The 23543-nt window shown below is 72.0% G+C and carries 17 protein-coding genes and 1 pseudogene; 10 read left to right on the top strand and 8 right to left on the bottom strand.

The window, feature by feature from the left end:
• The first annotated feature begins 198 nt into the window (after positions 1 to 198).
• Both CP981_RS24905 and CP981_RS24900 read left to right on the top strand, forming a co-directional pair.
• Complete coding sequence (locus CP981_RS24905) at positions 199 to 1488, top strand: amino acid deaminase (RefSeq protein WP_085926771.1); 1290 nt, start codon at positions 199 to 201, stop codon at positions 1486 to 1488.
• Positions 1489 to 1669: 181 nt separating this feature from the next.
• Entirely contained in the window at positions 1670 to 3304 is a 1635-nt protein-coding gene (locus tag CP981_RS24900) for an N-acyl-D-amino-acid deacylase family protein (RefSeq protein WP_085926772.1), read from the top strand.
• 2 nt (positions 3305 to 3306) lie between these two features.
• On the opposite strand, the gene CP981_RS39235 is transcribed toward CP981_RS24900, so the two are convergent.
• The gene (locus tag CP981_RS39235; protein WP_085926773.1) at positions 3307 to 5190 is read right to left on the bottom strand and encodes a KAP family P-loop NTPase fold protein; all 1884 of its coding nucleotides are present in this window, start codon (positions 5188 to 5190) and stop codon (positions 3307 to 3309) included.
• A 159-nt stretch (positions 5191 to 5349) separates the two neighbouring features.
• On the opposite strand from CP981_RS39235, the gene CP981_RS24890 reads away from it, so the two are divergent.
• Both CP981_RS24890 and CP981_RS24885 read left to right on the top strand, forming a co-directional pair.
• A complete protein-coding gene (locus tag CP981_RS24890) occupies positions 5350 to 6561 on the top strand; it encodes a pyridoxal phosphate-dependent aminotransferase (protein WP_085926781.1) in 1212 nt (403 codons plus the stop codon).
• 85 nt (positions 6562 to 6646) lie between these two features.
• A complete protein-coding gene (locus tag CP981_RS24885; RefSeq protein WP_085926774.1) occupies positions 6647 to 7096 on the top strand; it encodes an SCO4983 family protein in 450 nt (149 codons plus the stop codon).
• A gap of 139 nt (positions 7097 to 7235) precedes the next feature.
• Here CP981_RS24885 and CP981_RS24880 read toward each other — a convergent pair whose 3' ends face one another.
• Entirely contained in the window at positions 7236 to 9059 is a 1824-nt protein-coding gene (locus tag CP981_RS24880; protein WP_085926775.1) for a phosphoenolpyruvate carboxykinase (GTP), read from the bottom strand.
• A 239-nt stretch (positions 9060 to 9298) separates the two neighbouring features.
• Here CP981_RS24880 and trhA point away from each other — a divergent pair, with 239 nt between their 5' ends.
• Both trhA and CP981_RS24870 read left to right on the top strand, forming a co-directional pair.
• On the top strand, positions 9299 to 10015 hold the full coding sequence (gene trhA / locus CP981_RS24875; RefSeq protein ID WP_107429565.1) for a PAQR family membrane homeostasis protein TrhA: 717 nt from the start codon (positions 9299 to 9301) through the stop codon (positions 10013 to 10015).
• Between the two features lie 375 nt (positions 10016 to 10390).
• Positions 10391 to 11017, top strand: a complete 627-nt coding sequence (locus tag CP981_RS24870) for a TetR/AcrR family transcriptional regulator (protein WP_483028329.1) — start codon at positions 10391 to 10393, stop codon at positions 11015 to 11017.
• Here the strand turns inward: CP981_RS24870 and CP981_RS24865 are convergent.
• Complete coding sequence (locus CP981_RS24865; RefSeq protein WP_085926777.1) at positions 11007 to 11522, bottom strand: MerR family transcriptional regulator; 516 nt, start codon at positions 11520 to 11522, stop codon at positions 11007 to 11009. The two genes, CP981_RS24870 and CP981_RS24865, sit on opposite strands and share 11 nt — an antisense overlap.
• Before the next feature lie 290 nt (positions 11523 to 11812).
• On the opposite strand from CP981_RS24865, the pseudogene CP981_RS24860 reads away from it, so the two are divergent.
• Positions 11813 to 12642, top strand: a pseudogene (locus CP981_RS24860) (IS5 family transposase).
• 16 nt (positions 12643 to 12658) lie between these two features.
• Here CP981_RS24860 and CP981_RS24855 read toward each other — a convergent pair.
• The 3 genes from CP981_RS24855 to CP981_RS24845 form a co-directional block, all read right to left on the bottom strand.
• Positions 12659 to 13978, bottom strand: a complete 1320-nt coding sequence (locus CP981_RS24855; RefSeq protein ID WP_107429530.1) for an amidase — start codon at positions 13976 to 13978, stop codon at positions 12659 to 12661.
• A gap of 73 nt (positions 13979 to 14051) precedes the next feature.
• A complete protein-coding gene (locus tag CP981_RS24850) occupies positions 14052 to 15059 on the bottom strand; it encodes an MDR family NADP-dependent oxidoreductase (RefSeq protein ID WP_085924691.1) in 1008 nt (335 codons plus the stop codon).
• Between the two features lie 164 nt (positions 15060 to 15223).
• Positions 15224 to 17260, bottom strand: a complete 2037-nt coding sequence (locus CP981_RS24845; protein ID WP_085924692.1) for a thioredoxin domain-containing protein — start codon at positions 17258 to 17260, stop codon at positions 15224 to 15226.
• Positions 17261 to 17406: 146 nt separating this feature from the next.
• Between CP981_RS24845 and CP981_RS24840 the strand changes: the two genes are divergently transcribed.
• The gene (locus tag CP981_RS24840; RefSeq protein ID WP_085924693.1) at positions 17407 to 20688 is read left to right on the top strand and encodes a tetratricopeptide repeat protein; all 3282 of its coding nucleotides are present in this window, start codon (positions 17407 to 17409) and stop codon (positions 20686 to 20688) included.
• 313 nt (positions 20689 to 21001) lie between these two features.
• Here the strand turns inward: CP981_RS24840 and CP981_RS24835 are convergent, their stop codons facing one another.
• Positions 21002 to 21250 carry an RAMP4 family protein gene (locus CP981_RS24835; protein ID WP_085924694.1) on the bottom strand — a complete coding sequence of 83 codons (249 nt, stop codon included), beginning with the start codon at positions 21248 to 21250 and terminating at the stop codon, positions 21002 to 21004.
• A 4-nt stretch (positions 21251 to 21254) separates the two neighbouring features.
• The gene (mca, locus tag CP981_RS24830; protein ID WP_085924695.1) at positions 21255 to 22127 is read right to left on the bottom strand and encodes a mycothiol conjugate amidase Mca; all 873 of its coding nucleotides are present in this window, start codon (positions 22125 to 22127) and stop codon (positions 21255 to 21257) included.
• Positions 22128 to 22258: 131 nt separating this feature from the next.
• On the opposite strand from mca, the gene CP981_RS24825 reads away from it, so the two are divergent.
• Positions 22259 to 22669 (top strand): DUF4307 domain-containing protein, encoded by a 411-nt coding sequence (locus CP981_RS24825; protein WP_085924696.1) that lies wholly within the window; start codon positions 22259 to 22261, stop codon positions 22667 to 22669.
• Positions 22670 to 22964: 295 nt separating this feature from the next.
• Entirely contained in the window at positions 22965 to 23462 is a 498-nt protein-coding gene (gene greA / locus CP981_RS24820) for a transcription elongation factor GreA (protein ID WP_042147922.1), read from the top strand.
• Positions 23463 to 23543: the final 81 nt, after the last annotated feature.

Raw genomic sequence — 23543 nt, 5'->3', positions numbered from 1 at the left:
CTTCGCTGTACGGCTCACCCGGGCGCGGCCGGAGCGGCGGTCCGGGTGTCGTCCGGGGCGGTGCACAGGGCCCGTTCCGGCCCGTTCCCCGCCATGCTTCTCACCATTGACCGTGCGATGGCCCGGATGTTAGACAGCGGTACGCGATATGCGCAATGAGTGTTGCAGAGAGTGCAACAGGAACTTGGAGGAGGCCCCATGGCCGGCGAGCGGCTCGCGCAGGGACTCAAGGGACTCGCGGACGAACGGGTCGATCACCGCTTCAAGGCGCTCCCGCCGGACGCCGAAGGGCTCACCGTCGGGGAACTGGCCGCCGAGCGCCGCAACCTCTTCGACGGTGGCTTCACCACCCCCGTCCTCGCCCTCTCCGCCGAGTCGGTCGAGCACAACCTCGCCCTGATGGAGACCTACGCCGACCGGCACGGCCTCGCCTTCGCCCCGCACGGCAAGACCTGTATGGCCCCGCAGCTCTTCGCCCGGCAGCTGGAGCACGGCGCCTGGGGCATCACCGCCGCCGTCCCCCACCAGGTCCGCGTCTACCGCGCGTTCGGCATCCAGAAGATCTTCCTCGCCAACCAGGTCGTGGACCCGGCCGCGCTGCGCTGGCTCGCCGCCGAACTCGCCGACGACCCCGGCTTCCAGCTCATCTGCTACGTCGACTCGCTGCGCGGTATCGAGCTGATGGACCGCACCTTGCGGGAGGCCGGCGCCACCCGCCCGGTGGATGTGGTCGTCGAACTGTGCGCCGGCGAGGGCGCGCGTACCGGCGTGCGCACCGAGACCGAGTGCCTGGAACTCGCCGACGCCATCGCGGGGGTGGACACCCTGCGCCTGGTGGGCGTGGCCGGTTACGAGGGCGAGGTGCCCGAGGCCACCCCGGAGCGGGTGACCGCCTACCTGCGCCGACTGGTCGCGCTGGCCGAGGCGTTCGACAAGGCGGGCCGGTTCGCCGACCTGGACCAGATCGTGGTCAGCGCGGGCGGCAGCGCCTGGTTCGACGCGGTCGCCGAGGTCTTCGCGGACCTCCCCGCGCTGTCGGCGCCGGTCCTCAAGCTGCTGCGCTCGGGCGCGTATGTCTCGCACGATGACGCCCACTACCGCCGGCTCACCCCCTTCAACCGCGTCCCGGACGAGGGCGCCCTGCACCCCGCCTTCCGGCTGTGGGCCCAGGTCGTCTCCCGCCCCACGACCGAGCAGGCGTTCCTCAACGCGGGCAAGCGCGATGCGGCGTACGACCTGGATCTGCCGCAGGCCCAGGTAGTCCGGTCCGGCCGGGACGGCACCGAACGCCCGGCGGACGGCCTCACCGTCCGCAAGCTGTCCGACCAGCACGCCTGGGTCGACACCGAGCGGGCCGGCGATGTGGAGGTCGGCGACTGGGTCGCCCTCGGGCTGTCGCACCCCTGCACCATCTTCGACAAGTGGCAGCTGATCCCCCTCGTCGAACAGGACGGCACGGTCACGGACTTCATCCGGACCTTCTTCTAGGACCTGCCCGGCAGGGCCGCCATGGCCCGGCCGGCTTCCCGGGCCGGAGCTTCGCTCCCGCCCCCCGGACGCCGGCGGTGCGCGCCGATCCCCCGCGGTGCGCGCCGCCGGCCCCGGACCCCGCGACCGTACGTCCCCCGGTCGCCGACGCTCCGGGGCGCCGAGAGAGGCAGGACCGGCCATGGACACCGTGTTCCGCGACGTACGCGTCCTCGACGGGTCCGGCGGTCCGTCCTACCGCGCCGATGTCGCCCTGTCCGGCGGCCGGATCGCCGCGATCCACCGCGAGTCGGACGGTGGCCCGCGGCCGGGCGCCACCCGCGTGGTGGAGGGCCAGGGCCTCGCCCTCTCCCCCGGCTTCATCGATATGCACGCGCACAGCGACCTGGCACTGCTGCGGGACCCCGGGCACGAGGCGAAGGCCGCCCAGGGGGTCACCCTGGAAGTCCTCGGCCAGGACGGTCTGTCGTACGCGCCGGTCGACGACCGGACCCTCGCCGAGGTCCGTGCCCAGATCACCGGCTGGAACGGCGGTGCTCCCGGGGACACTTCCGTCGACTTCAGCTGGCGCACCGTCGGCGGCTACCTCGACCGCCTCGACCACGGCTTCGACGGCCGGGGCATCGCCGTCAACGCCGCCTATCTCGTCCCGCAGGGCACCGTACGGATGCTCGCCGTCGGCTGGGACGACCGCGCGGCCACCGCCGACGAGCTGGACCGGATGCGGCAGCTGGTCGCCGAGGGCCTGGAACAGGGCGCGGTCGGGATGTCCGCCGGCCTGACCTACACCCCCGGCATGTACGCCTCGGACGCCGAACTGACCGAACTGTGCCGGGTGGTGGCCCGCTACGGCGGCTACTACTGCCCGCACCACCGCTCCTACGGCGCCGGTGCCCTCCAGGCGTACGAGGAGATGGTGGCGCTCACCCGCGAGGCCGGCTGTGCGCTGCATCTGGCGCACGCCACCATGAACTTCGGCGTCAACGAGGGCCGCGCGCCCGAGCTGCTCGCGCTCCTGGACGAGGCGCTGGACGCCGGCGCGGACCTCACCCTGGACACCTATCCGTACACGCCCGGCTGTACGACCCTGGTCGCCATGCTGCCGAGCTGGGCGAGCGAGGGCGGTCCGGAGGCGATTCTGGCCCGCCTCCGCAACGAGACGACGGCCGCCCGGATCCGGCACGTCATGGAGGTGGAGGGCGCCGACGGCTGTCACGGGGTGCCCATCGACTGGGACACCATCGAGATCTCCGGGGTGTCGGACCCCGCGCTGGCGGACCACGTCGGCAAGACCCTGGCCCGCAGCGCCGCCGAGCGCGGTGAGGAGCCGTGGCGGACCGCCCGCCGGCTGCTGATCGAGGACCGCCTGGGCCCGACGATCCTGCAACACGTCGGCCACGAGGACAACGTCCGCCGGATCATGCGGCACCGGGTGCACACCGGCGGCAGCGACGGCATCCTCCAGGGCGCCAAGCCGCACCCGCGGGCGTACGGCACCTTCCCCCAGTACCTCGGCAGATACGTCCGCGAGCTGGGGGTGCTGTCGCTGGAGGAGTGTGTCGCGCATCTGACGGGCCGTCCGGCCGCCCGGCTGCGGCTCCCCGACCGCGGCCTGGTCCGCGAGGGCTACCGCGCCGACCTGGTCCTCTTCGACCCGGACACGGTCGCCGCCGGGGCCACCTTCGACGCCCCGCGCACGCTGCCCACCGGCATTCCGCATGTCCTGATCGACGGCCGGTTCGTGATGGAGGACGGGCGGCGGACGGACGTACTGGCGGGCCGGGCGGTACGGCGGACGGCGCCGGGCCGGGGCTGAGGTCAGCCGGGCGGCGGCAGCTCCCCCGCGGCCGCGCGCAGGACCAGCCGCTCGATCTCGGGTCCGCTGCTCGTCAGATGGGCCCGCAACTGCCGGGTCAGGGTGGTCCGTTCCGGGGTGACCCGGCCCGCGTAGAAGACGACCGGGCCGGTGTAGCGGCCCTCCTGCCGCAGCCGCCCGATGTGCTCCAGGCCCTCCCGCGGATTGCCTCCCCGGTCGATATCGGAAACGATCATCGTCGGCCGCTCGACGGCCAGGGCGGCGTCCGCGGCGGCCGAGTCCTCGGCGATCCGGACCACCGCGCCCGCCGCCCGGAAGGCGTTGACCAGCGACTCGTTGTTCCGCGGATGGTCGTCCACCCACAGGATGTGCACACCGTGCAGCATCGCATCCGCGGTGTGGCGCGCCCCGGCCCCGGGCGCCGCTCCGTACGACCCCGCCGGGGACGCGGTCCGGGGCGGGCGCGCCTGGAGGTACGAGGCGGGCTCCGGCTCCACCGGGGCCGGGAGGGCGGCTCCCTCACGCAGCCGCCGCAGCAGCTCCTCGGAGCGCGGCAGCGCCACCAGACCGTCGATCAGCGAGGTGAAGCCCTGGTCGGTCACCATCTCCGGGAAGCCGCTGGGGAGTTGGCGCTCCAGCCGGCTCAGCGTCTCGGTCCCGGTGGCCATGGTCTGTTCCGGCAGGTCGTGTTCGTGGAGGAAGCGGTTGACGCGGGGCAGCTCGGCGTCGGGGACCGGTCCCGGGGCCCGCAGCAGCCGGCGCACCTGCTGGTAGGTGCGGAACTCGGTGATCACATCGCCGGCGCGGGGCCCCCCGCCGCCGGCCACCATCCGGTAGAAGTCGGCGTAGAAGTACTGGAGCAGCAGCGTCCTGACCACCGCCTCGGGCGGGAAGTCCTCCCACATCGGATTGAGCGTCGCCTCCAGCACGAAGCCGTTCACCAGGCGCTTGATGCGGCGCGGATTACGGGCCGAGCGCTCCGCGAGCAGGGTGGTCAGCCGCTCGTCCAGAAGCCGGTCGATCCCGACGGCGCGGGCACACCGGTCGATGTACTCCCGGACGTCCTGCTGGTCGGCGACCGGGATGCGGTAGCTGGTGTGGAAGATCCGCTCCATGAACGCCGAGGCCGCGGGCGACGGGTCACGTAACAGCCCGTTGGGCGCCAGCGCCGAACGGTCGCAGCCGATGACGAACGCCAGCCCCGGCACGTCCAGATAGACCTTCACCGCCTCGCAGACGGCGAGCACCGTGTCCTCGGAGCAGCGGTCGAGGTCGTCGATGAAGACGACCAGGAGGCGGCGCGGCCGGAACTCGGCGGTCTCCGACCACTCCTGGACCAGCGCGCCGATCGCCTCGCGCATCTCGTTGCGGGCCTGGGCGTTGACGGACAGACCGCGCCACAGCTCGTCGACCAGGCCGGCCACCCCGAGCGGCCCGGCGGCGACCGTGGTCACGGCCCGTACGGCCCGCAGCAGCGCGCGCCGCTCGGAGATCCGCTGGAGTCCGCGCCGCAGCACCCGCCGGTCGAACCGCAGCAGTACGGATTTGATCAGCCCTTCCAGCGCGTCGTCGCCGGTCGAGGTCCAGGCGTTGTACCAGACGGTGTGCACCTCGGGGGCGTCCGCCAGCTCCGCGTCGACCAGCCGCATCAGGCTGCTCTTTCCCATGCCCCAGCCGGCGTCGACGGCGAGGGTGAACGGGGTGGCGGCGCGGGAGGCGACCAGGAGTCCGGCGAGTCGGCGGGCGGCGCGGCCGGCGCCGAGCAGATCCGCGCCGGGATCGGCCACCGGCTCGTCGTTGAGCAGCGCGAACGGGCCGCGGGGCGCGGAGACGGCGGGAGCGGGCGAGGCCGGTGCGGCCAGGGGTAACGGTGCCGAGGCGGACATGTGCCGGAGCGTAGCGGCGCGCGCCCCCGCCCGTGGGGGCCTCCGCGGAATCCGCACCCCCGGAATGGTCACCTGGCGTGAGGAACTCCACACCGTCCGGTGATCAACGTGGGGAAAAACACCGGGCGGCCGCCGATACGCGCCCGTAAGGTGGCGGACATGCAGGTGATCCAGTCAACGAAGCTCGCCAACGTCTGCTACGAGATCCGTGGCCCGGTGCTCGAGGAGGCCATGCGGCTGGAGGCGGCGGGTCACCGCATCCTCAAGCTCAACACCGGCAATCCGGCGGCGTTCGGCTTCGAGTGCCCGCCGGAGATCCTGGAGGACATCCTCCGCACGGTCGGCACGGCGCACGGCTACGGGGACGCCAAGGGCCTGCTCTCCGCCCGCCGCGCGGTGATGCAGCACTACCAGACGCAGGGCATCGACCTCTCCGTCGACGACATCTACCTGGGCAACGGCGTCTCCGAGCTGATCCAGATGTCGATGCAGGCGCTGCTGGACGACGGCGACGAGGTGCTGGTCCCGGCCCCGGACTACCCGCTGTGGACGGCGTCCGTCTCGCTCTCCGGCGGCACGGCCGTGCACTACCGCTGCGATGAGCAGGCGGACTGGATGCCGGACCTGGCCGACATCGAGCGCAAGGTCACCGACCGCACCAAGGCCATCGTCGTCATCAACCCCAACAACCCCACGGGTGCCGTGTACGACGACGAGCTGCTGCGCGGTATCGCGGAGATCGCCCGCCGGCACAACCTGATCGTCTGCGCCGACGAGATCTACGACAAGATCCTCTACGACGGCGTCACCCACACCCCCTTCGCCTCGCTCGCCCCCGACCTGCTGACCCTGACCTTCAACGGGCTGTCCAAGTCGTACCGGGTGGCGGGCTACCGCAGCGGCTGGATGGCGGTCTGCGGCCCGAAGGCGCATGCCGCCTCGTACATCGAGGGGCTGACGATCCTCGCCAATATGCGGCTGTGCGCCAATATGCCGGCCCAGCACGCGGTCGCCACCGCCCTCGGCGGCCGGCAGTCGATCAACGAGCTGGTGCTGCCCGGCGGCCGGCTGCTGGAGCAGCGCGACACCGCGTATGAGCTGCTGACCCAGATCCCCGGCGTCAGCTGCGTCAAGCCGAAGGGCGCGCTGTACGCCTTCCCGCGGCTGGATCCCAAGGTCTACAAGGTCAAGGACGACCGGCAGATGGTGCTGGATCTGCTGCGCGCCGAGAAGATCATGATCGTGCACGGCACCGGCTTCAACTGGCCGGAGCCCGATCACTTCCGCCTGGTCACGCTGCCCAGCACGGACGATCTGGCCGATGCCGTCACCCGGATCGGCTCCTTCCTCGACGGTTACGGACAGTACTGACCCGGGGTAATTTTCTGTACGAGTCACAACTTTAGACTGCGTCTAAGCTAGGCTGGTCTCCTGAACGTTTTCAGGAGGCCGTCCCATGTACGAACCGATCCGCACGAAGTCGGTCCACACCATGGCCGCCGCCCCGGAGATCCCGCACCGCTCGCGCGAGCAGGAGCTGGACATCCGGCTCGCCGGACAGCTGACCGCGCTGCTCACCGTCACCGATGAGCTGCATGCGCTGGCGACGCGGACGAACGGCGGTGCGCCGCAGGACGCCGGGCTGGACGGCGCCGAGCTGGCCACCGCCGCCGAGCGCATCGCCGAGCAGGTCGCCCGGCTGAGCGGCGGCCACTATCCGCTGCGCGCCGAGCCCACCGACGGCGGCACCCCGGCCCGGATCGAGGCCCTCCAGCAGCGCGCCCACACCCTCGCCGGGAACGCCCTGGCGGTCGCCACCACCCGTGACGACGCGGCGGCGCGGGAGCTGGCCGCCGAGCGGATGGCGGCGCACGCCGCGCCGCAACGGAATCTCGCCACGGCCTGAGCCGGGGGCCGGGGCCCTCGTCCCGTCCCGCCTCACCCGACCGGCCCAGCAGGTCCGCGCCACATCAGCTCACCCACAGCTACGAGCCGGGGCCCCGCACGTCCTGTGCGGGGCCCCGGCCGGTGTGCGCTACGGGTGATCAGCCGAGCCGCTGGACCAGTGCGCGGTACTCGTCCCACAGCTCCTTCGGCGTGTGGTCACCGAAGGTGTTGAGGTGCTCGGGGATCAGCGCCGCCTCCTCGCGCCACACGTCCTTGTCGACGGTGAGCAGGAAGTCGAGGTCGGCGTCGTCGAGGTCGAGGCCCGCGGTGTCCAGCGACTCCTTGGTGGGCAGCACGCCGATGGGGGTCTCGACGCCCTCGGCCTTGCCGTCCAGCCGCTCGACGATCCACTTGAGCACCCGGCTGTTCTCGCCGAAGCCCGGCCACACGAAGCGGCCCTTGTCGTCCTTGCGGAACCAGTTGACGTAGTAGATCTTCGGCAGCTTGGCCTGGTCCTTGTCGGCACCGACCTTGACCCAGTGGCCCATGTAGTCGCCCATGTTGTAGCCGCAGAACGGCAGCATGGCGAACGGGTCCCGGCGCAGCTCGCCGACCTTGCCCTCGGCCGCGGCGGTCTTCTCGCTGGCGACGTTGGCGCCGAGGAAGACGCCGTGCTGCCAGGTCAGCGACTCGGTCACCAGCGGCACGGCACTGGCGCGGCGGCCACCGAAGAGGATCGCCGAGATCGGCACGCCCTTGGGGTCCTCCCACTCGGGCGCGATGATCGGGCACTGGCCGGCCGGGACGGTGAAGCGGGCGTTGGGATGGGCGGCCGGTGTCCCGGACTCCGGGGTCCAGTCGTTGCCCTTCCAGTCGGTCAGATGGGCGGGCTTCTCCTCGGTCATGCCCTCCCACCACACATCGCCGTCGTCGGTGAGCGCGACATTGGTGAAGACGGAGTTGCCCCACATCGTCTTCATGGCATTGGCGTTGGTGTGCTCGCCGGTGCCGGGCGCGACACCGAAGAAGCCGGCCTCGGGGTTGATCGCGTAGAGGCGGCCGTCCTCACCGAAGCGCATCCAGGCGATGTCGTCGCCGATGGTCTCGACGGTCCAGCCGGAGATCGTGGGCTCCAGCATCGCGAGGTTGGTCTTGCCGCAGGCGCTCGGGAAGGCGGCGGCCACGTACTTGGACTCGCCCTGCGGCGGGGTGAGTTTGAGGATCAGCATGTGCTCGGCGAGCCAGCCCTCGTCGCGCGCCATGACGGAGGCGATGCGCAGCGCGTAGCACTTCTTGCCGAGCAGGGCGTTGCCGCCGTAGCCGGAGCCGTAGGACCAGATCTCCCGGTCCTCGGGGAAGTGCGAGATGTACTTGGTGGAGTTGCACGGCCACGGCACGTCGGCCTCGCCCTCGGCCAGCGGGGCGCCGAGGGTGTGCACCGCCTTGACGAAGAAGCCGTCCGTACCGAGCTCGTCGAGCACCGGCTGCCCCATGCGGGTCATGGTGCGCATCGAGACCGCGACGTAGGCGGAGTCGGTGATCTCCACGCCGATCGCGGAGAGCGGGGAGCCCAGCGGGCCCATGCAGAACGGGACGACGTACATCGTCCGGCCGCGCATCGAACCGCGGAAGATGCCCTGCTCACCTGCGAAGATCTCCCGCATTTCGGCGGGGTTCTTCCAGTGGTTCGTGGGGCCGGCGTCCTCCTCCTTCTCGGAGCAGATGAAGGTGCGGTCCTCGACCCGCGCCACGTCCGAGGGGTCGGAGGCCGCGTAGTACGAGTTGGGGCGCTTGATCGGGTCGAGCTTCTTGAACGTGCCCTTGTCGACGAGCTCCTCGCACAGACGCTCGTACTCCGCCTCCGAGCCGTCACACCAGACGACCCGGTCGGGCTGGGTGATCGCTGCGATCTCGTCGACCCAGGAGATGAGGTCCTGGTGACGGGTCGGATGGGCAGAGGGAGCCGCGTTGTCGCGCGCCACGATCGCTCCTAGATGAGGGTATGGACAGATTTATGCCCGATTTGACCGGGAAAATCCGCTTCTTTAGATGTCTGCCCCTTGGGGGCCGCGACCCGGATGCTTCGTGACCGCTCATCCGGTGCCGACCGCACTCATTTGATCATCCGACCGTTGTGGTGTTCTGTCCAGAGGGCGACTTCGTGACCGTCACCACTCCGCCACCGATCTGTAACTTACGGTCGCGTAGGTAGCATTGCGCCATGACATCCGCGCCCGACGCCGCCGAGAGCCAGCCCCCCTCCGCGCCGCCCGCGATCGCGGCGGTCGCCGCCGCGACCGCGCCCGTCAAGCCCAAACTCCGCGGCTGGCTGCACGCCGGGATGTTCCCCGCCGCCCTCCTCTCCGGCGTCCTGCTCACCGCCCTCGCCGACAGCCCTCGCGGCCGTCTGGCCTGCGCCATTTACACGCTGACCGCCTGCCTGCTCTTCGGGGTCAGCGCCCTGTACCACCGCGGCAATTGGGGCCCGCGGGCCGATGGCGTCCTGCGCCGGCTCGACCACGCCAATATCTTTCTGATCATCGCGGGCACCTACACGCCGCTGACGATGCTGCTGATGCCCGGCTCCCGCGGAGAAGCCCTGCTCTGGGCGGTCTGGGCGGCCGCCCTGGCCGGAATCCTCTTCCGGGTCTTCTGGGTCGGCGCCCCACGCTGGCTCTACACCCCCTGCTACATCGCCATGGGCTGGGCCGCCGTCTTCTTCCTGCCCGACTTCCTGCGCACCGGCGGCGTCGCCGTCCTCGTCCTGGTCATCGTCGGCGGGCTGCTCTACAGCGCCGGCGGCGTGATCTACGGCCTCAAGCGCCCCAACCCCTCACCCCGGTGGTTCGGCTTCCACGAGGTCTTCCACTCCCTCACCCTGGCGGCCTTCGTCGTCCACTACGTCGGCATCTCCCTGGTGGCTTATACGCACACCTGAGGCCCCCGGCCCGGGCGGCCGACCACCCGATATCCCCGCGCCCCCATGGCCGCGGCCTTCCCGGCCGCGGCCATGCGCCGTATCGAGACCTTTAGCGAGCACGCCCCCACCCCCGTTCATCACTCACAGTAACCATTCCCACGCCTCAGCGCGACACACCCCACTGACAGCGCTGACAGGATTGACGGGGCTGGCAGGGCTGCGAGCACGGGAAGCGTTGAGGGCGCCGCGAGCACGGAGACCGCTGGCGCTGGGGCCGCGGAGAGCCCTGACCGCCCTGACCGCCCTGACCGCCGAAGTCGCGCTCCGCGGCGCCGTCCCCCGCACGGGCCGGGGCGTGGCCTCCCGGGCGCCCGATGCCCGACAATGCTGCGCATGGTTTCCGCACGTACCCCTGCCACCGCGCCGCCCGGAACACCGAAGATCGGGCTGCGGGAGCGGAAGAAGATCCAGACCCGGGAGGCGATCCGGCGGGCCGCCTACCGGCTCTTCGAGGCGCAGGGGTACGAGGCGACCCCCATCGACCAGATCGCCGAGGCCGCCGATGTCTCGCCGAGCACGGTCTTCCGCTACTTCCCGACCAAGGAAGACATCGTGCTCACGGACGAGTACGACACCGTGTGGGAGGCCGGGCTGCGGGCCCGTCCCACGGACGAGCCGATGGTCGAATCGATGCGGCGGGTCGCGGTCGAGGCGCTGCGCGAGCTCACCGCCGCGGACCGCGGCGAACTCGTCCAGCGCATCCAGCTGGTCCGCGACGTACCCGCCATCCGGGGCCGTACGGCGGAGAACATCGCCCGGGACACCGCGTTGATCAGCGCGGTGCTGGCGGAGCGCACCGGCCGCCCGGCCGACGATCTGGAGCTGCGGGTGATCAGCGCCGCGATCCTGGCCGCACTCCAGGAGGCGATGCTGAGCTGGGTCGCGGGCGGTCAGCGCGCCGAACTGGAGGCGCTGGTCCACCGGACGATGGATGTGCTGGCGCGGGGCCTCACACTCTGAGGGCGCGCCCGTCCGGGGCCGGCCCGGTCTCCAGCCGGAAGAGCGGGCCGCTGTCCGCCCCGGCACGTCCCGTGCCACCCGTCTCGGCCGGCTCCGTCACCCCGTCCGCCGGTTCGCCCAGGTGTGCCTCCGGTTCGCCCAGGCGTGCCGCGAGCCGTGCCCGCAGGAGCGACAGCCGCGCGATACGGGCGTCCAGGTCCGCGAGCCGGCGCCGGGCCACCGCCTCCGCGGCCGAACAGGCGCCCGAGCTGGGTGCTTGCGGGAGGAGATCCGGCACCCCGTCGGCCGGCACCGTGCGCAGCAGATGGGCGAAGGCCCGCACATCACCGACCGTCAGCCCCGCGTCCCGCAGTTCGCGCACCACCCGCAACCGGCGGATGTCCTCCTCGTCGTACACCCGGTGCCCGGACGGCGTCCTCCGGGCCGTCACCAGCCCCCGCTGCTCGTAGTAGCGCAGCGCCCGCGGTGTCATCCCGGCGGCCGCCGCGGCGTCCCCGATGCGCATCTCCCCTCCTTCGCCACTCTGCTCAGCCCGCCCGCACCGGGCCCGGCCGGCCGTCCTCGCGCCGTCCGCAGCCTCCGTCCCGGCCGCAGCCTCCGTCCCGGCCGCCGCCGTCGTTCCGGCCGCCGCCGTCGTTCCATCCGCCGCCATAGCGACGTCCGCTGCCGCTGTCCTCAATGCTGCCGCCGTCCCGTGCAACCTTCGCCGGCCACGTCCCCGTTCCCTGCGCCCCCGTTGAGTACGTCCTAGGGGGTGTCTTCAAATGATCTCGGGTGGTGGATCATGGTCGGGTGATACGTCGCCATGAACTGTCTGATGCTGAGTGGGAGTTCGTCCGACCGCTGCTGCCTGAATCGTTGCGGGGGCGGAAGCGGTTGGACGACCGCACCGTGCTCAACGGGATCGTGTGGAAGTTCCGGACCGGCACGGCCTGGCGGGACGTGCCCGAGCGATACGGCCCGTGGGCCACGCTGCACACCCGTTTCCGCCGGTGGGCCCTGGACGGCACCTTCGAGCGGATGCTGCAGGCCGCCCAGGCGAGGGCGGACGAGGCGGGGGACATCGACTGGCTCGTTTCCGTCGATTCCACCGTCGTCCGCGCCCACCAGCACGCCGCCGGGGCCCGAAAAGGGGGCTCCAAAGCTCCGGACTCGGACGCTCCCGAGGCGGTCTGACCAGCAAGATTCACCTCGCCTGTGACGCCGTGGGCCGCCCGCTCGCTTTCACCGTCACCGGCGGAAACAACAACGACTGCACCCAGTTCACCGCTGTGATGGAGGCGATACGGGTGCCCCGCATCGGCCCAGGACGCCCGCGGGTCCGGCCCGCCCACGTACTGGGCGACAAGGGCTACAGCTCCAAGGCCATCCGCACCTGGCTGCGGCGACGGGGCATCGGCCACACCATTCCCGAACGGGCCGACCAGATCCGCAACCGGCTTCGCCGCGGCAGCTACGGCGGACGCCCGCCGGCCTTCGACAAGCAGCTCTACAAGCGGCGCAACGTGGTGGAGCGCTGCTTCAACCGTTTGAAACAGTGGCGCGGCATTGCCACCCGGTACGACAAGACTGCCGAGTCCTACCAAGCCGCCGTCACCCTCGCATCCCTGCTGATGTGGGCGTGACATTTGAAGACAACTCCTAGTGCCGCGCCTCCCCGCTGAGTGCCTGCTCGATTCCTGCCGCCCCATGGAGCAGTTCTTCGTCCGTGCCGGATCCGCCGATGAGTTGGAGTCCGAGCGGCAGCCCGTTGGCGGCGCGGCCGGCGGGCAGGCTGACGGACGGCAGCCCGGCGTTGCTCCACGGCAGGCACATGATCGAGGTGCCGGTGGTGGTGAGATCGGCGGGCGCGGGGCCGGTGGCCGACGGGGCGATCCACAGGTCGACACCGGCCGCGGCGCGGTCCGCCGCGAGCCGCGCGCGGAAGGCGCGCCGCCGTATCCGGGCCGCCTCGTAGGCGGCGTCCCCGATCGTCCGGCCCTCCTGGATGGCCGCCGTGGTCTGCCGGCGATAGCGGTCGCCGAAGCGGGCGAACCAGTCCCGGTGCGCACGGGCGACTTCGTAGCGGTTCATCGTGAACAGCTGCTCGACGATCTGCTCGAAGTCGTCCATCACCGGCACCTCGTGGACGGTGTACCCGGCGGACCGCAGCAGTTCCTGCTGCTCCTCGAAGGCGCGCAGCGCCGCGTCGTCGGCGCGCTCCAGATACGGACCGGCCGGCACGCCCAGTACCGGGCGCGGCCCGGACCCCGCCGCGGCCTCCGGTCGCCATCCGTCGACCAGCACCGACGCCGCCAGGGCGACTCCCGCCACGTCCGTGGCGTAGCAGCCGAGCGTGTCGAAGCTCGCGGCGTTGGGGATCACCCCGTCGACCGGTATCCGCCCGTAGCCCGGCTTGAAGCCGACCACTCCGCAGTACGCGGCGGGCCGGATCATCGAGCCGACGGTCTGTGTCCCGATGGCCAGCGGCACCATCCCGGCGGCGACCGCGGCCGCCGAACCACTGCTCGAACCGCCCGGCGTATGCGCCGGGTGGTGCGGATTGCGCGTCGGGCCCGGGGCGGTGACCGCGAACTCCGCGGTCACGGTCTTGCCCGCGATCAGCGCCCCGGCGGCGCACAGCCGGTCGACGACGGTGGCCTGCGGGCCGCCGAGCACCTCGGGCGGCAGCGCCGAGCCCGCGCGGGTGGGCAGCCCGTCGACCCGCACGATGTCCTTGATGCCCACGGGGACGCCATGGAGGACGGGCCGGCCGGCGGGGTCCCCACCGGCTGCGGCCCGCCGCGCCGCCTCCAGGAGCCGCGTACGCCGCCCCTCCTCCGGCACGAAGGCCCGCACCTCCGGATCGACCGCGTCGATGCGGTCGCAGGTGCGGTGGACCGCGTCGACGGGGTCGTCCGTGCCGGCCCGCAGCGCCGCGGCTTCCTGGACGAGGGATCGCTTCCCGAGCAAGTTCGTCACGCTGCGAGGCTACAACCGGCCTCTGACAGTGGCGGGTTGGCGCGGCTCCGCCACGGCGTCCCGGGGCCGTGTCTCACAACTCCACGAGGACGGCGCCCAGATGGCGCCCTTCGGTGAGCTCGCGCAGGGCCCGCGGCGCCTGTTCGATACCGTGCAGCCGGGTGTGCGGGAAGGTGAGGGTGCCGTCGCGCAGCCCCTCGCCGAACCGCTGGTTCCACTCCGGGATCAGGTCCAGGTGGTCGTACAGGGCGACACCGCGCAGGGTGATGCTGCGGCCGAGCAGCGCGAGGGTGTCGATCTCGACCGTGTGGGCCGCACTGTCTTGGGACAGCTGGCTGGACAGCGCCCCTACGAGGGCGAGCCGGGCACCCCGGTTGGCGACGGCGATGGCGGCCCGCAACTGCTCCCCGCCCACATTGTCGAAGAGCGCGTCGATGCCCTCCGGGGCCGCCGCCCGCAGTTGCTCCTCGATGGGGCCGGCGCCGCGGAGCACCACCGCGTCATAGCCGAATTCCTTGATCAGCCGGTCCGCCTTCTCCTGCGATCCGGTGCTGCCGATGACCCGGGTGGCGCCGCGCAGCCGGGCGATCTGGCCGGCCAGGGAACCCACGCCGCCCGCTGCCCCGGTGACGAAGACGGTGTCCCCGGGGCGCACTTCGGCGCCGTGCACCACGCCCATCCAGGCGGTGGGCCCCTGGGAGAGGTAGGCGGCCGGGTCGGGCATCAGGCCGGGGTCGCGCCGTTGTACCCGGTCGGCGTCCAGCAGGGCGTATTCGCGCCAGCCGAGGTGGTGTTCCACCAGGTCACCGGGCGCGAAGCCGGTCCCCGGGGCGGCCACCACCTCGCCGACGGCGGGTCCGTTCAGCGGCTCGCCGATCCCGAAGGGCGGCATCGGCACGACGCTGGTCTCATCCATCAGCGTGCGCATCACGGCGGCGACGCCCATGACGGTGTTGCGTACCAGCACCTGGCCGGGTCCGGGTTCCGGGACCGGCACCTCCACGAGCTCGAAGAGGTCATCGGTGACCGGCCCCTGGGGGCGGGCGGTCAGGCGGACTTCGCGGTGTGTGCGGTGTGTCATGCGGTGAGGCTAGAACTTGACGCGCACGTCAGGGGCAATTCCGTCGCTGGTCCTAGGACCCGGCGGCGGCCCCCTGGGACGGCCGCTGTGCCGTACGTCCCAGGGGGCCGCCGCCGAAGCGCCGGTGAACCGTGCGCCGGGCCGAGCCGTTCACCGGCGGATGCTCACCCCCGGAGGCGCTCCGTCAGCTCCTCCGGGTCGGTGGTCGGCCGCTCGCAGGTGAAGTGGCGGCAGACGTAGGCGGCCGGTTGGCCGTCCACCAGGGGGCGGTCCTGGAGGAGCGGTACCTCGTCGGCCCCGGGGGCGCCCAGCGCGACGACCGCTCCCGGGGCGGTGCCGAGCAGCGCGGCGCGGTGCAGCGCGACGGTGGCCGGGTCGCCCTGCGGGCCGACGACCGCGACCTCGCGCGGGCCGTCCAGTGCGGCCTCGGCGACGGCCAGGCCCCATCCGATGAAGCGCGGGGCCCGCCCGGCGAGCGCGGTGACGATGCCCAGGGCCCGCTCCGCGGCGTCCCGGTGGAGGCCGCTGCCGGTGAGCGCCGCATACGAGAGCAGCGCCCCGGCCGCCGCGGTCCACCCGGAGGGCGTCGCGTTGTCGGTCGGGTCCTGGGGGCGGCGGATCAGCGCCTCGGCGTCGGCCGCGGTGTCGTAGAGCGAACCGTCCTCGGCGGTGAACTGGAGCAGCACGGTGTCCAGGAAGAACCCGGCGAACTCCACCCAGACGCCCTCCCCGGTGACCGAGGCCAGGGTGAGGAAGCCCTCCGCGACATCGGCGTAGTCCTCCAGGACCCCGGAGTTGGCGCCCGGGGTGCCGTCGCGGGAGGTGCGGTGCAGCCGGGCGTGCCAGTCCATGTGGACGCGAACCAGCAGGTCGGCGGCGTCGGTGGCGGCCTGGATGAGGTCCGGCCGGTCGAAGTAGGCACCGGTTTCGGCGAGCGCGGCGATGGCCAGCCCGTTCCAGGAGGCGACGACCTTGTCGTCACGCCCCGGGCGCGGCCGCTCCTCCCGCGCCGCGAGCAGCCGCCGTTTGACGGAGGCCACCCGTTCGGCGTCCACCAGGCCCTCGGTGTCCGGGAGTTGGAGGACCGAGGCGCCCTCCTCGAAGGTGCCCTCCTCGGTGACCCCGAAGCACGTGGCGGCGAACTCCGCGTCCTCGTCGCCCAGTACGGCGCGCAGCTGCCCGGGCGTCCAGACGTAGTAGGCGCCCTCGACGTGCTTTCCGGTGCCGTCGTCGCTGTCCGCGTCCAGTGCGGAGGCGAACCCGCCCTGGTCGGTACGGAGCTCGCGGACCATGAAGTCGGCCGTCTCGACGGCGATCCGGCGGGCCAGGTCCGAGCCGGTGGCCCGCCACAGATGGGCGTAGGTCCGGCACAGCAGGGCGTTGTCGTAGAGCATCTTCTCGAAGTGCGGCACGGTCCAGGTGGCGTCCACCGCATAGCGCGCGAAACCGCCGCCGAGCTGGTCGTAGATGCCACCACGGGCCATCGCCGCGCCGGTCGCCTGCGCCATTTCCAGGGCCCCGGCGGACCCGGTGCGCGCGTAGTGGCGGAGCAGGAATTCCAGCACCATGGACGGCGGGAACTTGGGCGCACCGCCGAATCCGCCGTTCACCGCGTCGAATTCGCGGGTCAGCCCCATCAGGGCGCCGTGCAGCTCCTCGGGCCCCGGCGGCCGCCGGTCCGCGGGCAGCGCCCCGGTCAGCGAACGTCCGGCGAGATCGGCGACGATCCGGCCGGCGACCTCACCGACCTCGTCACGGCGGTCCGCCCAGGCATTGCGCACCCCGTCGAGAATCTGCCCGAAGGACGGCATGCCGTGACGGGGCTCGGGCGGGAAGTACGTACCGAAGTAGAACGGCTCGGCGTCGGGCGTGAGAAAGACGGTCATGGGCCAGCCACCCTGGCCCGTGGCGGCCTGCACGGCCTCCATATAGACGGCGTCGACATCCGGACGCTCCTCGCGGTCCACCTTGACGGCCACGAAGTGCTCGTTGAGCAGCTCAGCGGTGGCCGCGTCCTCGAAGCTCTCGTGCGCCATCACATGACACCAGTGGCACGAGCTGTACCCCACGCTGAGCAGCACCGGCACACCGCGCCGCCGGGCCTCCTCGAACGCGGCGGCGGACCAGGGCCACCAGTCGACCGGGTTGTCGGCGTGCTGGAGCAGATACGGGGAAGTCTCATGGGCCAGGCGGTTCGGCATGGGTCCATCCTCTCCCAACGGGGGCCGGTGAGCCGGGAGCGGAGGGAGTTGTCCACAGCCCTGCCGGAATCAGCGCGGACGCGGAACACTGTGCGTGCGGCGACGATCACCGCTGGAGACTGCTGGAACTGCTGGAGGGGGATGGCATGCCGGGCTCACTGGCTGTGCTGCGCGACGGCCACCGGGCGGAAGCGGAAGCGCTGTTGACCAGGGCGGTCGAGGAAGAGGTGCGGCGCTCGGGCGGACGGCTCGACGGGGACACGCTGCTCAGCAGGGCACGCTCGGCGCTGGAGGAGCTCGCGGGCAGCGCCACCGAGGAGTACTCCGCATATGTGCGGGCGCTGGACGAGGCGGCCGCCGGTCAGCCCTCGCTGGGCCGGCGGCTCTCCCGCAAGGAGCTGGGGACCCCCGCGGTGGCGACGGCCGCGGCGGCGGTGGCGGCCTGCGGCGCGGACCTCGCGTACGGCACGGGCGCGGGCGCGGCGCTGGGCGTAGGGGCGGTCGTGGTGGTGGCGGGGGCGGCGGCCACGGTCCTGAAGCTGACCGCGGGGCACTGGCCGGCGGCCCACCAGGAGGCCGGGAAGCGTGGCCAGCCGGGCGGCGCCCAGCAGCTGCGGCTCCAGTGGCTGACGGCGCTGGAGGTGCGGGGCATCCGTCCGTTCCTGGACCAGCAGCGGATGCTGACGGCTGCGGCCCGCGGCGGCGGCACGGCGTCCCAGCCGGCCGCCTCGGCGTCCACCCGTGGGCCGCAGTTGCGCGGCGCGGACCGCAGCGCGGCGGCCCGCCAGCGGTCCGTACTGGAGCATTCGTTCGCCCAACTACCGCGTCCGGACGGCCCGTTCGCCGGGCGGCGGGCGGAGCTGACGCAGATCGCCCAGTGGGTGCACGCGGCCCGGGCGAGCACGGAAACCAAGCCGACCGTGGTGGTGCTGCACGGCGAGCCGGGGTCGGGCCGGACGGCGCTGGCGGTGCGGGCCACCCACCAGCTGCGCGATCAGTTCCGTGGTGCGTGTGTGGTGGATCTGCGCAGTGACACCCCCGGTGAGGTGCCGCTGCCCACCCGGGACGCGCTGCTGCATCTGCTCAACCGGCTGGGCGCGCCGCGCGAGCAGCTGCTGTTCCGCGAGCGGCCGTCCCAGGAACAGCAGGTCAAGCGGCTCGCCGAGCTGTATCACCACCATCTGACCGGCCTGCCGGTGACGGTGCTGCTGGATGACGCCGCGGATCCGGAGCAGGTGCGCACGCTGGTGCCGGAGCGGTCCGACAGCCTGGTGCTGGTCACCTCCCGTACGCCGCTGGAGCTGCCCGAGGACCTCCAGGCGTGGGTGCATCAGCTGCCGGTGGGACCGCTGGACACCGCGGGCACGGAGGAGCTGCTGCGGGCCACCGCCGCGGGTGGCGGCGAGGCCCCGGACCCGGCCGGCCCGTACGACTCGCGGGCGATCGAGGAGATCTCCGGCCTGTGCGCCGGACTGCCGCTGGCGCTGCGGGTGGCGGGCTCCTCGCTCGGTACGCGCACCCCCGCCGCGCTGGCCACGGATCTCGCGGCCCATGAGGAGCGGTCGCCGGTGGAGCGGGCCCTGTGGCTGCGCTACTCCGACCAGTCGGAGACGGCCCGGCGGCTGCTGCGCCGGCTGGCGCTGGTGGGCCGGGCGAGCCTGGGGGCGGCGGCCTCGGCGGCGCTGCTGGGCGTCGAACAGGCCGAGGCGGCCCGGCAGCTGACGACGCTGGCCCGCGCGGGGCTGATCGAGCACGTCCGCGGCGAGCGCTACCGCCTGCATGCCCTGGTGCACAGCTTCGCGCACGACCGGCTGGTGGACGAGGAGGAACCGGGCGAGCGCAGCGCGGCCCAGGAGCGGCTGATCCGCGGCTATGCGGAGCTGGCCGACTCGGTCATCCGGCTGGTCGACGGCCGTACGTCCACCCGCGCCGACCGCTTCGGATCGCACGGCTTCACCTCCCTGGACGCAGCCCTCCAGTGGCTGGACGACGAGAGCAGCTTCATCACCTCCGCGCTGCGCCATGCCGATCACGGGGTGGACCAGGCGGCGGTCTCGCATCTGCTGGGCGCGCTGGCCGACTACTGCCTGCTGCGCGGCGATCTCTACCGGCTGGGCGAGCTGAGCGAGCTGACCCGGGCCGTCGGGCAGGGGCTGCTGGTCCGCTCGGTGCAGTGGCGTACAGGTGTGGCGGCCCGGCAGCTCGGCGAGCTGGACACGGCGCGGACGACCCTGTCGTCGGTGGTGGATCTGTATTTCGAGGCGCAGCATCCGGCGGGTGCCGCCCGAGCGCTGCGCGATCTGGGCATCACGCTCCAGCAGCAGGGCCATCTCACCGAGGCCTCGGCCAAGCTCCGTGAGGCGCTGGAGCTCCAGTCCGGCGCGGACATGCACGGCGACCGGGCGTGGACGCTGCACGCCCTGGCCGCGGTGGAGCGGGACCGCGCACAGCTCGCCGACGCCGTCGCCATGCTGCGCGAGGCGCTGGAGCTCCACGAGGAGAGCGAGAGCGTGCACGGCCAGGCCTGGGCGCACTTCCAGCTCGGCCAGGTGCATCTGCGCAGGGGCGATGTACCGGCCGCGGAGCATGCCCTCCAGGCGGCGATGGAGCTCTACGGCCGGACGCACGACGAGCGTGGTGAGGCCTGGGCGATGACGCAGCTGGCGCGCGCCCGGCTGGTGGACGGCGATCCGGGGCCCGCGGTGGACCAGCTGCGGCAGGCGCTGCCGCTGCACCACCAGCACGAGGACGCCCGCGGTGAGGCCTGGACGATGTACTACCTGGGCCAGGCGCTGGAGGAGCGCGGTGAACGCGATGCGGCGCTGCGGCAGCTGGAGCGGTCCCGGACGATGTTCAGCCGGATGCAGGACGGCTACGGACTCGCCTGCGCCCGGCATCATTCGGGCCGGGTCACCCGCGATCTGCGGGCCGAGCAGACCGGTTCGCTGCGCAACAGCGGCTTCGCCCGGCAGCTGCTCCAGGACGCCCGTAAGGACTTCCAGCGGATCGGGGTGCCCCACGGGGAGGCATGGTCCTGCCTGGAGTTGCTGATCATCGACGCCGGCAACGGCCGGGCGGCGCAGGCCCTGGAGCTGGCCGACGAGGCGGCGCGGCTCTTCGCCGGCTACGGCGACCGGCGCGGTGAGGACTGGGCGCGGTTCCTGCGCTGCACGCTGCTGCCGCTCGCCTCACCGGGCGGCTCCGTGGTGGGCACGGCCGTCGCCCAGGAGGAGCTGGCGCAGCTGGTCCGGGAGAAGCATGCGACCCGCGACGCCAAGCTGGAGGACTGCGTGGAGGCGTTCGCGCTGCTGCTGGAGCGCGGGGTGGAGCCGGAGTCGGGCTGGCAGGCCTGGCGGCTGGGCATGGTGCCGCACCGCCATGCGCGCGAGGTCATGGGCGTGCTGATCGCCCCGGCCGGCGCGGAGTGACGGCCGGGCGGGCCGGGAGCGATGCCGGGTGCGGGCGGAACGATGCCGGGCTGGCCGGGTGCGCTGCGGGGTACGCCGGGGCGCGCCGCCGCGGCCGTGCGCGGTGATGCTGCGACGGCGTGCGGGCCCGGCTCGCCGGCCGCTCGGACCGACGAGCCGCCGGGCCGGTCAGCCGACCGTGTCCATCGGCCGGCCGTCGACCGCCACCCGGTCTCTGCGGACCACCGGGCTCCACGGAGCGGCCGGTCCGCACGGAGCGGCCGGCCCGTGGGCCGAGTGGTCCTCGCTGTGGGCGGGCCGGCGGGCCCCGCGCTCAGCTGGTCTTCGGCTCGGCCGCCGGCGCGGCGGTGGTGGTGGTGCCTGCCTCGCCGCCCTCCGGCTGCTCCTCGAAGTCCACCTTCTTCATGTGCTTGTTCATGGACTTCATCAGCAGCCACACGGCGCCGCCGATGACCGCGAAGACGATGAAGCCGAGGACGCCGGGCGTCACCTTGTTCTTGTCGAAGCTGTCGGCAAGGGTGACGAAGTGCGTCAGGGCGAGGGTGCTGGTCGCGCTCATCATGGGGTCAATTGTTGCGGATGCCCGCGAAGAGGTCGCCCTCGGGGAGGGAAGTGTCCACGAGCGACTTCGCGAGCTCGTACTCCTCCGTCGGCCAGACCTCGCGCTGGATGTCCATCGGCACCCGGAACCACCCGCCGTCGGGGTCGATCTGGGTGGCGTGGGCGATCAGCGCCTTGTCACGGATCTCGAAGAACTCATCGCACGGAACATAAGTGGTCAGCGTGCGCTCACGCTGCTCGAACTGCTTCCAGCGCTCCAGCCACTCGCCGTAGGGCGAGTCCATCCCGCGCGCCAGCAGCGCCTCGTGCAGCGCGATCGTGCGCGGCTTGTTGAAGCCCTGGTTGTAGTAGAGCTTCTGGGGCTGCCAGGGCTCACCGGCCTCCGGGTACTTCTCCGGGTCGCCGGCCGCCTCGAAGGCCACCATCGTGATCTTGTGGGTCATGATGTGGTCCGGGTGCGGATAGCCGCCGTTCTCGTCGTAGGTCGTGATGACCTGCGGCTTGAACTTCCGGATCAGCCGGACGAGGGGCTCGGCCGCCTCCTCGACGTCCTGCAAGGCGAAGCAGCCGTCGGGCAGCGGCGGCAGCGGGTCGCCCTCGGGCAGCCCGGAGTCGACAAAGCCCAGCCACTCCTGCTTGACGCCCAGGATCTCCCGGGCCTCGTCCATTTCCTTCTTCCGTACCTCGTGGATGTTCTCCTCGATATACGGATCGCCCTGGAGTTTGGGGTTGAGGATGGATCCTCGCTCACCGCCTGTGCAGGTGGCGACCAGCACGTCCACCCCCTCGGACACGTACTTGGCCATGGTGGCCGCACCCTTGCTCGACTCGTCGTCGGGGTGGGCGTGAACCGCCATCAATCGCAGCTGCTCAGTCAAGACTCGATCCTCAATGAAGGGCCGGAGAAGATGCCTCCTATAGTGACCGAAGCGAGGGGCGCTGTATTCCCAGGGGCGGGGACCCCCCGGGGGTTCACGAGTGAGGTCCCTGCATCCAGGAGGAGTTGATCATGACCGCGGTGCGCGACGGGCTCCCCGGCGGACGCTACGGCCCTTCCGCGGATCAGCGCGCGGACCGCAAGCTCAAGATCATCGGCGCGGTGCTCGGCGCCGCGCTGCTGGGCGTGATCGGCTGGTCCGGTATCTCCTACATCACGGGGCAGGACCTCAGCGGCCGCGTGATCGCCTGGGACGCGGTCTCCGACCACGCCGTCAAGGTCCATCTCGAAGTCGTCAAGGACACCGGCGCCAAGGGTGTGTGCACGCTCCGCTCGCAGGCCGAGGACGGCTCCGAGGTCGGCCGTAAGGACGTCACCGTCGACCAGCGCACGGGCCAGGTGGACACCGAGGTCACCCTGCGGACGACCAAGCGGGCCACCAACGCCGTACTCGTCGGCTGCACGGCGTCCGGTACGGGCTGACCCCACCGCCCGACCCACGCACCCCCATCGCCGACCGCCCGGCCCACCCGCCACACGCCCACCGGCCGGGTCAACCGCACCGCCCGCCCCACCCGTACCACCTGGGCCACGGCCGGCACGGGGCGTGTCGTTACCGCCTCTGAGCAGGGATGATGCGCTGCTGTGCGGTCGCTGTGAATTTCCTCTTCCCCGTTTTGTGCCGGAATTGTTAGGCTCGTGGTTTCGCCCACCTGTGAAGGCGCAAACCTTCCTGGTAGGGCGTTTGATTTATCCCCAGTACCGACGAGGAGCACCTGTGACCCAGACCAGCGAGAACGTCACCTGGCTTACCCAGGAGGCGTATGACCAGCTCAAGGCCGAGCTGGAGCACCTGTCTGGTCCCGCACGCGCCGAGATCACCGAAAAGATCGCGGCCGCCCGCGAGGAAGGTGACCTGAAGGAGAACGCCGGGTACCACGCGGCCAAGGAAGAGCAGGGCAAGCAGGAGCTGCGCGTCCGCCAGCTCACCCAGCTGCTCCAGACCGCGAAGGTCGGCGAGGCGCCTGCCGAGACCGGCGTCGTCGCGCCCGGCATGGTCGTCACCATCGCGTTCGACGGGGACCCGGACGACACGCTGTCGTTCCTTCTGGCCTCCCGGGAGTACGCGAGCTCGGACATCGAGACCTACTCCCCCCAGTCACCGCTGGGCACCGGCGTGAACGGCAAGAAGGTCGGCGCCGAGGCGGAGTACGAGCTCCCCAACGGCAAGAAGGCGACCGTGAAGATCCTCGACGCCAAGCCGTACACGGGCTGAGGCCGAGACACCGCAGACATCGAAGCGGCCCGGAGCGTGATGCTCCGGGCCGCTTCGCCGTTCCGTACGCCGTTCCGTACG

Source organism: Streptomyces platensis (assembly GCF_008704855.1).
GTDB lineage: Bacteria > Actinomycetota > Actinomycetes > Streptomycetales > Streptomycetaceae > Streptomyces > Streptomyces platensis.
Note: the sequence above shows the minus strand (reverse complement) of the source record. Positions and strands in the feature narration are given on the sequence as shown.